Source organism: Burkholderia sp. LFS061 (genome assembly GCF_047978125.1).
Classification (GTDB): domain Bacteria; phylum Pseudomonadota; class Gammaproteobacteria; order Burkholderiales; family Burkholderiaceae; genus Burkholderia; species Burkholderia pyrrocinia_C.
On record NZ_JBFPFS010000014.1, the window covers coordinates 1 to 12006 of the forward strand.

The following is a 12006-nucleotide window of genomic DNA, read 5'->3' on the forward strand; positions in this document are numbered from 1 at the left end:
GAACGGCTCGATGTGAATGTCCGATGCCTGTTCGCGCGCCGCTTGCGTGAGCAGCGCGTTGATCATCCGGATGATCGGCGCGTCGTCTTCCGATTCGAGCAGATCCTCGACCTCGGGGATGTCCTGCATCAGCCGCGACAGGTCGACTTCGCCTTCGACCTCGCCGACCACCTGCGCGGCGCTGCCGTCATGACGCGAGTAGGCCTGGTTGATCGCCTGCGCGAGTTCGTCGGCCGGCACGCGGTGCACGGAAATCGAGCCGAAGTTGCGCGCGATCTCCGCGAGCGCGGCGTCGCTCGTGCGTTCGCTGATCCACACCTCGAGCGTGTCGTCGAGCTGGTGCGCGATCAGCACCTGGCCGCTCTTCGCGAAGCCGTACGGCAACAGGCGCGCGGCAAGCGGCGACGGCGGCTGCCGGTCGCCCGGCGCGCCGTCGTGGGCGGAAGACGCGAGCATGTCGCTCACTGCGAGGCTCCCGGGGCGGTCAGCGGCTGTTGCGGCACCGCCTGCTGCGGCACGCTCTGCGGCTGCGCGGGCGTCTGCTCCGGCAACGGCTGGGCCGGAACCGGCACGACCTGACGCTGCACCTGCTGGCGGCGCATCTTGTCGAGATCGAACAGGTTCCCTGCCGGCGTGCCGCCCTGGCTCGGGCCGAGCGGCATCGGCGGGACGATCGGGTCGTCCTTGTCGCGAATCACGTTGTTGTCCGACTTGTACGCGCCCGTCACGCCCTGGATGTAGTCGTAGCGGTTGGCCGTGACTTCCTGCGCGGTACTGCGGTCGGAGATGATCACCGGGCGCAGGAACACCATCAGGTTGGTCTTCTGGCGCTGCTTCGATTCCGAACGGAACAACTGGCCGATCCACGGGATGTCGCCGAGCAGCGGTACCTTGCTGTTCGACACCTGGTAGTTGTCCTGCATCAAACCGCCGAGCACGATGATCTCGCCGTTGTCCGCCAGGATCGTCGACTGGATCGAGCGTTTCGTGAAGGTCGGGCCGGTCTGCGCGTTGGTGGTGCCGCTGACGACCGCCGAATCCTCCGTGTAGAGCTGCAGCTTCAGGATCCCGCCGTCGGTGATCTGCGGCTTCACGTGCAGCGTCAGGCCGACGTCGCGACGGTCGTAGGTATTGAACGCATTGCTCGTCGTACCGCTCGTCAGGTTCGAATACGAACCGGTCGCGATCGGCACGTTCTGGCCGACGACGATCTTCGCTTCCTCGTTGTCGAGCGTGATCAGGTTCGGCGTCGACAGCACGTTCGCGTCGCTCACGCCCGCGAAATACTGCAGCAACGCGCCAAGCCCCTGTACGCCGAACATGTTGTGCAGCCAGCCGATGTTGAGGCCTTGGCTCAACGCCCCGAGATTGGAAGCCAGCCCGCCCCCGGTGATTCCGCCGGCGGCGTTGGTCACGCCGCCCGCCGTCAGGTTGACGATGCTGTTGCCCAGGCCCAGCCCGGGGTTCAGGTTCGTGCCGCCGAGAAACTGGCCGCTCGCCACCTGCCACTGGATGCCGAGGTTGCCCTGCGTCGTCGAGTTCAGCTCGACGATCAGCGCTTCGATATAGACCTGCGCACGCCGCGCGTCGAGCTGGTCGATCACCGAGCGCAGGTTCCGGTAAACCGGATCGGACGCGGTGATGATCAGCGAGTTGGTCGCCGCATCGGCCTGGATCATCCCGCCCGGCTGGTTGTCGTCGCTCTTTTCCTTGTCGCCGCCAAGCAGGCCGCCGGAGCCGAGTCCGCCGCTGCCGGACGTGCCGCCGTACGACGACGAGGACGACGAACCGCCGAGGCCGCCCGACGGCAGCGGCGGGGTGCCGGACGACCCGGTCGAGAAGTTGCCGCTCGACGACGAGCCGCCGCTCTGGTTGAAGCTGTTCGCATCGTTGGACGACGCCGACGAGCCGCTGTCGTTGCCGCCCTTGCCGAGCATCCCGCGCAGCGTCTTCGCGAGCTTCACCGCATCGGCGTTGCGCAGCGGCACGACGTGCATGTTGCCGGGCACCGCGCTCGGCGCATCGAGCTGCTGTACGAGGCGCTTCGCGGCCGCGAGGCGCGATGCGCTCGACGCGCGCAGCATCAGCGAGTTGGTGCGCGGGTCGGCCGTGACCGACACCTTCAGCGTTGCATCGCTGTTGCCGATCGCGCCCGGATCGAGCATTTTCTGCAACTGCGCGGCGAGGTCGATCGCGTTCGCGTTGCGCAGCGGAACGACCTGCACCTGCGCGCCCGCGGCGCTGTCGACGCCCGCGATGATCTGCGCGATGCGGCGCACGTTGTCCGCATAGTCGGTCACGACGATCGTGTTGTTCGCCGGGTAGGCCGTCACCGTGTTGTTCGGCGAGATCAGCGGCCGCAGCACGGGCAGCAGGTTGTTCGCCGATTCGTTGTGCAGCTCGAACACCTGCGTGATCACCTGGTCGCCGCGCGCCTGCGGCGCATTGCCGACATAGGTCGGCACGCCCTGCAGCTTCGCGTCGGCCTCGGGCACGACCTTCAGCACGCCGTGATCCTGCACAAGCGCGAAGCCCTGCATGCGCAGCGCCGACTGCAGCGTCTTCAGCGCCTGGTCTTCCGGCACCGGACGTTCGGCAACGAGGTTGAGCTGCCCCTTCACACGGGGGTCGACGATGATGGTCTTGCCGGTTGCGGCGCCGATCGCCTTCGCGACCTGGTCGATATCCGCATTCACGAAGTTGAGCGTGACCTGAGCGTAGGCGGCCTGCGAGACGATGATGCCGGCGACGACGAGGGTCGTGGCAATGCGCCGCATAACGAAGCGATTTCTTGTCATGGATGAATGGGTCGATGCCGGCTCAGGCCGCTTCCGGCGGTAGTGCTGGGATCCAAGTCCGAAAAAGGCGACATTAGCAGTTTTTCATGTCCGAAATATCACATTGATCCGAAGACTGTCTCACATACGACATGTATCCGGCGAGTCGTATGCAATATGTAAGATTCCGCGCCATACCGGCATGCCGGCCATCGCCCCCGTTTCGCGATGAATCGACACGGAAATGCGGTATAACCCGGCTGTCGTATTTCCGCATGTCGCAACCTGACGGACTGTCGGTATGATACGTGCGACAAGTTTCTCGCCGCACGAATAACAGGCACGGGTTTTCCCGATCCTCGCACAATTCCTTTTCATTTTCGCCCCATGAACAGACGGTTCGCTTCGATTGCGTGGATTGCCGCCGGCGTGTGGTTCGCCAGCGCAAACGCTCGCGCGGATTGTTTCGACGAGGCGGCCAGATACCAGCAGGTCAATCCGCTGATCCTGCGCGCGATCGCGTGGCAGGAATCGCGTAACCGGCCCGGCGCGCTGAACAAGAACACGAACGGCTCGATCGACTACGGCCTGATGCAGATCAATTCGGTTCACCTGTCGACGCTGTCGCGCTACGGGATCGACCGCGGCACGCTAATGGAACCATGCAAGAACGTGTACATCGCCGCGTGGCATCTGAAACAGAAGATGAACCGCTACGGCAACACGTGGCAGGCCGTCGGCGCCTACCATTCCGAAACGCCGTCGCTGCGCGACAAGTACGCGCGGCAGATCGCCGGCATCCTGACGCAATGGAAGCTGCTGCCGCCCGCGCCATGACGTCGCGCCGCATCGCGGCCTGACGCGGCGCCGGCCGCCCGGCGCGCGTTTGATGCACAATGCGGGCTCACGCCGCAGGTTCGCCCGTCCGCGGGCCGATCGCGCCCCGGAAGGGCGCCGCGGCCGCTTTTTCATCTTTTCCGTTGGTGTGTACCGCAATGAACCAGCCGTTGCCCGTCACCGTGCTGTCCGGCTTCCTCGGCGCCGGCAAGACCACGCTGCTCAATCACGTCCTCGCGAACCGTGCGGGCCTGAAAGTCGCCGTGATCGTCAACGATCTCGCGGCGGTCAACATCGACGCGTCGCTCGTGCGCGACGCTCAGGCGCTGTCGCGCGTGGAGGAACGCCTCGTCGAAATGTCGAACGGCTGCATCTGCTGCACGCTGCGCGACGACCTGCTCGTCGAGATTCGCAACCTCGCGTCCGAAGGCCGCTTCGACGCGATCATGATCGAATCGACCGGTATCGCTGAGCCGATGCCGATCGCCGAAACCTTCACGTTCGTCGACGACGACGGCGAGTCGCTGTCGAAAATCGCGCGGCTCGACACGCTCGTCACCGTGGTCGATGCGTACAACTTCCTGCGCGACTACGGCTCCGACGACGCACTCGCGACGCGCGGCATCGCCGCATCGGAAGAAGACGATCGCACGCTCGTCGAACTGCTGATCGAGCAGATCGAATTCTGCGACGTGCTGGTGATCAACAAGGCCGACCTCGTCGGCGCGGACGAACTCGCGCGCCTGCAGCACATCCTCGCGCGGCTCAATCCGCGCGCGCATCAGGTCGTGTCGACGTTCGGCAACGTGCCGCTCGACGAAGTACTGAACACGGGCCGCTTCGATTTCGACGAAGCCGCGAATGCGCCGGGCTGGCTCGCGTCGCTCGATCACGATCACACGCATTGCGACGACCCCGAATGCCATGACGAACATCATGCGCACGTGCACGGCGAAGCCGACGAATTCGGGATCGGCAATTTTGTTTACCGCGCGCGCCGGCCGTTCCATCCGGCACGACTCTGGGCGCTGCTGCACCAGGAGTGGCCGGGCGTGCTGCGCAGCAAGGGCTTCTTCTGGCTCGCGACGCGCAACGACATTGCGGGCTCGCTGTCGCAGGCGGGCGGCGTATGCCGGCATGGCCCGGCGGGTCTCTGGTGGGCCGCGCAGGATCGCGCGGAATGGCCGGACGACGACGAGCTGCTCGCCGAAATCCGCGCCGAATGGCACGGCGATCTCGACGATCGCACGGTCGGCGATCGCCGGCAGGAACTCGTGCTGATCGGTATCGCGCTCGATGCCGATGCATGGCGCGAGAAACTCGACGCGTGCCTGCTGACCGATGCGGAATTCGCCGTCGGCGCGGCGGGATGGAGCGCGTTCGACGATCCGTTCCCGGCGTGGGATGTCGATTCGCACGACGACGACGATCACGGCGACACGCAAATCGTGCACGCGTAACGGCATGGTAACGGCTTGTAAAAACAACCGTTAAATCTTGCAAGAGCAGCGCGGACTGTGGCGAAAATGCCGCGCGCGCCCAACAAAAAACCCGCCGAAGGGCGGGTTTTTTTCTGGAACAGGCGCTGGTTTAACGCTTGTTGACGGCGTCCTTGAACGCCTTGCCAGCCGTGAACTTGACCGTCTTGGCTGCCGGGATCTTGATGGTTTCGCCGGTCTTCGGGTTGCGGCCCGTACGTGCTGCGCGCTTGCCCGAACCGAAGCTGCCGAAGCCGATCAGCTGAACCGCATCACCCTTCGACACGGCCTTCTTGATGACTTCGAGCAGCGTGTCCAGCGTTTCGCCGGTTTGAGCCTTGCTGGCGCCCGTTTGGGCGGCGACGGCGTCGATCAGTTCCTGTTTGTTCATTAAGGTTCCTTTATCAGGTTAGGTTGACACGAACAGCGCGAACGCGCCGATTATACGTGCGCGAACCGTGCCGTCGAGAGTCAGACTCCGACGACACAGCGCCGAATCCTGGCCCGCGCGACGCGCCCTCCGGCTTGCCGGCGGCCACCCCGCGGTACGGCGTTGCTATGATAGCGCAGCGCAAACCCAATAACGACAAGGGTTTCAAAGATTTTCATCAGTATTTCGCCGAATGAATCGTCGATTGCCAGTTTTTTGACCTGCGCCAACCGGACAGGATACGCAGCGCGGTCCGCCCGTGCGCGGCCCCGTTGGCTTTTTCCAACGGCCGCTCGGACGACCCCGCGCAATCCCTTGCCAGGCTTGGCTGCCACGTTTTTTGTTTCGCATGCCCGACCGACTTGTTCCCGCCACGCTCGCGCTTCGCGACGACGGCACGTTCGTTTCGCCCGAGTACGGCGACCTCCAACGCGGCGCATCAGGTGCGCTTGCGCATCACCTGTGCGTCTTCGGCAACGGGCTGCCGGCGCGCTGGCAAGGCCGCCGCACGTTCACGATCATCGCGACGGGATTCGGCGCGGGCAGCCACTTCCTCGCGACATGGGGCGCGTGGCGCGACGATCCGGCGCGCTGCGAGCGGCTGCATTTCGTCGCAGTCGAGCCGCATCCGTTCTCGCGCGACGACCTGGGCCGCGCGGTTTCGCATATCGTTGCGAACACAACCATATCGGCCGACGTCGACGCACTGGTCGACGCATGGCCGATGCTCGTGCCGGGCCTGCACCGGCTGGAATTCGACGCAGGGCGCGTGGTGCTCACGCTCGCGTTCGGCGATGCAGTCGACATGCTGACCAGGCTCGTCGCGCGCGCCGATGCGTTCCATCTTGACGGCTTCACGTCGTCGAACGACGCGGATCTCCGCGCGACCGACGTGGTTCGTGCGCTCGCGAAAATCGCCGGCGAAGGCGCGACGTTTGCAACGCATGCGAATTCCGGCGCCGTGAAACACGCACTCGACGAATCGGGTTTCACGTATCGGGAAGTCGACGATTCGCTCGTCGGCGAATATGCGCCGCGCTGGCGTACGCGCCGGCACGAGCCGCCGCGCGCACTGCCCGTCGCGGCACGCCGCGCGATCGTGATCGGTGCGGGCCTGGCCGGCTGCGCGGTCGTCGAACGTCTGGCCGCGCGCGACTGGGACGTCACGCTGATCGAGCGGCACGAACGGATCGCGAGCGAAGCGTCGGGCAATCCGGCCGGCGTATTCCATCCGCTGATGACACGCGACGACAACGTCGCAAGCCGGCTCACGCGCAGCGGCTTCCTGCACGCGATCGCACGCTGGCGCGCACTCGAACGCTCGGGCCATGCGTTCGCGCGCAGCACGCACGGGATGATCCATCTTGCCGAATCGGCCGACGACTTCGCGCGGATGCGCGATGCATTCGATGCGTTCGGCGCACCGTCCGACTATGCATCTCTGCTCGATATCGATGCCGCGCACGCGCATCTGAACCTGCCGGTCGCGCATGGCGGCCTGCTGTTTCCGCATGGCGGCGCCGTCTGGCCGGCCGGGCTGTGCGCGGCGCAATGTGCAGCGGCCGGCGAACGCGTGCGCTTGCTCGCGTCTACCGGCGTCGCGCGGCTCGAGCGGCGGGGCGACGCATGGCATGCGCTTGATTCGACGGGCGGCACGCTGGCCGAAGCGCCCGTCGTCGTGCTTGCGAACGCGGGCGACGCCGTGCGTCTCGCGGGGCTGCAGCATGTCGTGCTGCAACCGGTGCGCGGCCAGCTCACGCTGCTGCCGCCCGGCAGCGCGGCGCCGCTGCCGTGCCCGGCGATCGGCGACGGTTACGCAGTGCCGCTCGACGACGGCACGCTGCTGATCGGCGCGACATTCGAACCCGACGACGTCGATCCGGCGATGCGCGCGGTCGGCCACGTCGAAAACCTCGACCGCGTGCGGCACCTGCTGCCGGGCCTGATCGGCGACGTTCCGGATCTCGGCACGCTGCGCGGCCGCGTTGCATTCCGCTGGGTCGCCGCCGATCGTCTGCCGCTGATCGGCCCGCTCGCGGACGAAGCGCAGGCCGTCGCGAACGCACGCGCGCTGAGCGGCGCAAAGGCGCGCGACCTGCCGCGCACGCCCGGCCTCTACGGCGCATTTGGCTTTGGCTCGCGCGGCCTCGTGTGGGCCGCGCTCGGCGCCGAACTGATCGCATCGCAACTCGAAGGCGAACCGTGGCCGCTCGAGCGCGAACTCGCCGAAGCCGTCGATCCCGCACGCTTCCTGATCCGCGCACTGCGCGCGCGCCGCGTCGGCGCGGCGGGCTGATCGGCCGCGCAAATCGCTCACAGTTTCCCGATTTCCCTGCGCAAGGTTATCCACCCGGTGCTGTGGATAACCTTGCGAAATCCACACGCACTTCGTGTGTAATCACAGTGGACGCAAACTGGGCAACTCGGCACAGCTGTGAAACGGCCCCAAAGTTACTCATCTCAAACTTCTGTGCGCGAACAGCCTGTGCAACGGGTTATGGTTTCGCCAACACGTTGATCCATCAGCGTAAACCGAAGTTATCCACAGAACTGTGCGTCCTTTGTTAACTTCTACTACGTATATATACAAGTAAACCTTTGAAACCAAAGACCTGTGGTGCCGCACAGCGCCGCGAGTCGTATTCGATGGGTTCCAGACCGAAAAAGCTGTGGCACAATCGGTTTCCTTCGCGTTCGTCCGGCCAGGCGCCGGACAAGCTTCAATGGAACGGTCGGCACGATTTCGAATCTGAATCTTCGAGACTGCGCAGTCCGTTCACACACCAGGCCGACAATCCAGATCGGCAACCTGTGCGACTTTCCGCCGGATGGCGGAACAGGCGGACCCCATGTCCCGCCGTCGTCGACCACAACAATCACATTCGGGGCGATACCCAGCCGGCGCGCATCCATTTCTGACGCTTGACCCCGCGTCGCTGGCGGTTGCTTCCAAAGGAGAAGTCACCACGATGAAGTCGGCGTTCTCATTTCTGCCCAACTGGCCGCTCGCGCCGGATGCCGTGTTCTGGGCCGGGCTCGCGCTGTTCGCGGCCGGCCTGTGTGGCGAACTGTGCTATCGCGCATGGCGCCTGCCGCGCATCACCGGTTATGCGGTAATCGGTCTCGTCGCCGGTTCGTTCGGATTCGGCGTGATCGACGCAAGCACCGACGAAACGTCGCGGCTGCTGATCGACGTCGCGCTCGGCCTGCTGCTGTTCGAGCTCGGCAGCCGCCTCGACCTGCGCTGGATCCGGCGCAATCCGTGGCTCGTCGCGTCGAGTCTCGCGGAAGCCACGCTGACTTTCGTGCTCGTGCTGTTCGTGATGCTTGCGCTCGGCGTGTCGGGAATGGTCGCGCTCGTGTTGTCGGCGATCGCGATCGCGACGTCGCCGTCGATGGTGATCCAGCTCAAGACCGAACTGCGCGCGGAAGGGCAGGTGTCGCAGCGCCTCATCACGCTCACGGCGCTCAACAGCGTGTACGCGATCGTGCTGACCAAGCTCGTCACGAGCTGGCTGCACCAGGAAGCGTACGGCAACGTGTTCGCGACGATCCTGCAGCCGCTCTACCTGATCGCCGGTTCGTTCATCGTCGCGTATCTCGTCGCGCGTTCGTGCAATTTCCTGTTCCGCCACATGACGTCGACGATGCGCGACGAGCATTCGTTCGTCGCGCTGTTCGGGCTCGTGATGCTGGCGATCGCGGTGGCACAGGCGCTGAAGCTGTCGACGCTGCTCACGCTGCTGCTCGCGGGCATCATCGTGAAGAACCTCGAAGCGCGTCCGCAGCTGTGGCCCGAGCATTTCGGCACGGCCGGCTGGCTGCTGACGGTGGTCCTGTTCGTGCTGACGCTTACGTCGTTCACGTGGGGCGACATCGCACTCGGCGGGCTGCTCTCGATCGTGCTGATCGTCACGCGGCTTGTCGCGAAGCTGGCCGGCGTCGTCGCGTTCGCGAAGCCGAGCGGCATCGGGATGAAGCAGGGCGTCGCGCTCGGCATCGCGCTGACGCCGATGTCCGCACTGTCGTACCTGCTCGTCGACGATACCTACCAGCTCTATCCGAATTTCGACCCGCACCTGCGCGCGATCGTGATGTGCACGATCGTGATCCTGCAGCTCGTCAGCCCGTTCGTGGTCTACCGCTGCCTGTCGGCGGTCGGCGAACGCAGCGACAGCAACTGATTCCGGAACCTGCCATGGCACTCGAAACCTTCGTCAATTCCGAACCGTTCACGTTCGGCGTCGAACTGGAGATCCAGGTCGTCAACACGCACAACTACGACCTGACCAAGGCTGCATCCGACCTGATGCGCCTGATCCAGGGCGAGACCTTTCCGGGCAACATCACGCCGGAAATCACCGAGAGCATGATCGAGCTGTCGACCGGCATCTGCCATTCGCACGAGCAGGCGGTCAGCGAGCTGCATGCGATCCGCGACGTGCTCGTGAAGGCGGCCGACCAGCTCAACGTCGGGCTCGCCGGCGGCGGCACGCACGCGTTCCAGCAATGGAGCGACCGGCAGATCTACGATGCGCCGCGCTTCCAGTACATCTCCGAGCTGTACGGCTATCTGGCCAAACAGTTCACCGTGTTCGGCCAGCACGTGCACATCGGCTGTCCCGATCCCGACAGCGCACTGTTCCTGCTGCACTCGATGTCGCGCTTCATTCCGCACTTCATCGCGCTGTCCGCGTCGTCGCCGTTCGTGCAGAACGTCGACACGGGCTTCCATTCGGCACGCCTGAATTCGGTGTTCGCGTTCCCGCTGTCGGGCCGCGCGCCGTTCGTGCTGACCTGGGACAGCTTCGAGGAGTACTTCATGAAGATGGTGAACACGGGCGTCGTCAACTCGATGAAGGACTTCTACTGGGACATCCGCCCGAAGCCCGGCTACGGGACGATCGAGGTGCGGGTGATGGATACGCCGCTGTCGGTCGATCGGGCGGCGGCGATCGCCTGCTACATCCAGACGCTCGCGCGCTACCTGCTGACCGACCGGCCGTTGAAGCTGTCGGAGGACGACTACCTCGTCTATACGTTCAATCGTTTCGAAGCGTGCCGCTTCGGGCTCGAGGGCACCTGCGTGAATCCTCAGACGGGTGAGCGCCGCACGATCGCGGAAGACATCCTCGACACGCTCGACCGGATCGCGCCGCATGCGGCCGCGCTCGGTTCGCGCGCGGCGCTCGACGAGATCGGTGCGCTGGCGAAGGCGCGCGTGAACGACGCATCGTGGTTGAGAACCGTTTTCAAACAGGAAAAATCGCTGAACGAAACGGTCCGGCAGCAGTGCTTACGCTGGCGTGAATGAAAAAATGTTTTGCAGATTGCGGGCTCGACCGCGTTGCGATTCGCTGAACGACAGCCGGCCCGGTTTCAGGCCGAAATCGTTGCCAGTCGCCCCGAAAATCTGTGGATAACCCGACATTCCTCTGCAAAGTCAACGATCTGCGGGCGGGATAACCCGGTGGATCAATGCCATTCGCCCGATGGCCGATCCGAACGGGAAAATGCCGGCGCAGCCCGTTTCGCGGTGCGCGGCATTGCAGGCACAACGAAAAAATTCAGTTATCCAGTGATTTTCCACAGAATGCAGGGGATAACTTAGCTGTGCGATTTTCCGCTCTCGCTTAGAATGTCGGCTTTGCGGACACCGGAACGACGCGTGTCTCACCGGTCGCCGCGAATGCGACCGCCGCGTGTGCCTCGCGACGGCCGTGCTGACGCACTCGCAAGAGCGCGTCTGTTTTGAGATGGACATTCGATCTCCACACTACGGCCGCTCGGCATTCCGGGCGGCGGCAAAGCGAAAAGACTATGAGCGAAGGCGTTTACGGGAACCAGGCTTCGGGACGTGTCACCCACAGCCTGCTGCGGTTGAGTACGGCCATGCGAAGCCAGGCATGGGATTGGGCGGAAGGCGCGGGCCTGACGCCGACGCAGGGCGAAATTCTCGTGCTGCTGCTGCAGCGCAAGGGCCCCATGCGGCTCGGCGAGATCGCGCGCGAGACGCAGCTCACCGCGGCGACCACGAGCGATGCGGTCAGCACGCTCGAGACGAAGGGGCTCGTCGAGAAGCGCCGTGCGCTGGACGACGGCCGCGCACTGGCCGTGCGCCTGTCGGCCCGTGGCCGTACGGCCGCGAAGAAGGCGCTGCAATGGCCTGAATTCCTGACGAAAGCGGTCGGCAAGCTCGGCGCGGACGAGCAGGGCGCACTGTATCGCGCGCTGCTGAAGACGCTGCGCGAGCTGCAGGTGGCCGGCGCGACGCCGCCGCAGCGCATGTGCGTGACGTGCGCCCACTTCCAGCCGGGCAAGCTGTCGAAGAAGACCGTGCATTACTGCGCGGCGCTCGACATCTCGATGTCCGACAGCGACCTGCGTCTCGACTGCTCGGTGCAGGAAGAAGCCGACGCGGCGTCGCAGAAGAAGACCTGGAAGATTTTCGCAGGCTGACGTCCGTCGATCGACCGGGAGGCCG

The 12006-nt window shown here is 64.9% G+C and carries 8 protein-coding genes and 1 pseudogene; 6 read left to right on the plus strand and 3 right to left on the minus strand.

Going from position 1 to position 12006, the window contains the following annotated elements:
- Together ACNQQL_RS15030 and gspD are read right to left on the minus strand one after the other, a co-directional pair.
- Window positions 1-465, minus strand: a pseudogene (locus ACNQQL_RS15030) (type II secretion system protein GspE); the annotation flags it as partial.
- Window positions 462-2798 (minus strand): type II secretion system secretin GspD, encoded by a 2337-nt coding sequence (gene gspD / locus ACNQQL_RS15035; protein ID WP_204425258.1) that lies wholly within the window; start codon window positions 2796-2798, stop codon window positions 462-464. The pseudogene ACNQQL_RS15030 and the gene gspD, both read right to left, overlap by 4 nt.
- A gap of 366 nt (window positions 2799-3164) precedes the next feature.
- Between gspD and ACNQQL_RS15040 the strand changes: the two genes are divergently transcribed.
- A complete protein-coding gene (locus ACNQQL_RS15040; protein WP_072442622.1) occupies window positions 3165-3614 on the plus strand; it encodes a lytic transglycosylase domain-containing protein in 450 nt (149 codons plus the stop codon).
- Window positions 3615-3760: 146 nt separating this feature from the next.
- On the plus strand, window positions 3761-5074 hold the full coding sequence (locus tag ACNQQL_RS15045) for a GTP-binding protein (protein WP_275557403.1): 1314 nt from the start codon (window positions 3761-3763) through the stop codon (window positions 5072-5074).
- Window positions 5075-5204: 130 nt separating this feature from the next.
- On the opposite strand, the gene ACNQQL_RS15050 is transcribed toward ACNQQL_RS15045, so the two are convergent.
- Window positions 5205-5483 (minus strand): HU family DNA-binding protein, encoded by a 279-nt coding sequence (locus ACNQQL_RS15050; protein WP_006401505.1) that lies wholly within the window; start codon window positions 5481-5483, stop codon window positions 5205-5207.
- 388 nt (window positions 5484-5871) lie between these two features.
- Here ACNQQL_RS15050 and mnmC point away from each other — a divergent pair, with 388 nt between their 5' ends.
- From mnmC to ACNQQL_RS15070, 4 genes are all read left to right on the plus strand, one after another.
- On the plus strand, window positions 5872-7818 hold the full coding sequence (gene mnmC, locus ACNQQL_RS15055; RefSeq protein ID WP_347064565.1) for a bifunctional tRNA (5-methylaminomethyl-2-thiouridine)(34)-methyltransferase MnmD/FAD-dependent 5-carboxymethylaminomethyl-2-thiouridine(34) oxidoreductase MnmC: 1947 nt from the start codon (window positions 5872-5874) through the stop codon (window positions 7816-7818).
- A 673-nt stretch (window positions 7819-8491) separates the two neighbouring features.
- Window positions 8492-9706: a cation:proton antiporter gene (locus tag ACNQQL_RS15060; protein WP_034183813.1), complete on the plus strand. Its 1215-nt coding sequence runs from the start codon at window positions 8492-8494 to the stop codon at window positions 9704-9706.
- A gap of 14 nt (window positions 9707-9720) precedes the next feature.
- A complete protein-coding gene (locus ACNQQL_RS15065) occupies window positions 9721-10836 on the plus strand; it encodes a YbdK family carboxylate-amine ligase (protein ID WP_034183814.1) in 1116 nt (371 codons plus the stop codon).
- Window positions 10837-11342: 506 nt separating this feature from the next.
- Window positions 11343-11981: a MarR family winged helix-turn-helix transcriptional regulator gene (locus ACNQQL_RS15070; RefSeq protein WP_347064566.1), complete on the plus strand. Its 639-nt coding sequence runs from the start codon at window positions 11343-11345 to the stop codon at window positions 11979-11981.
- Window positions 11982-12006 lie beyond the last annotated feature (25 nt).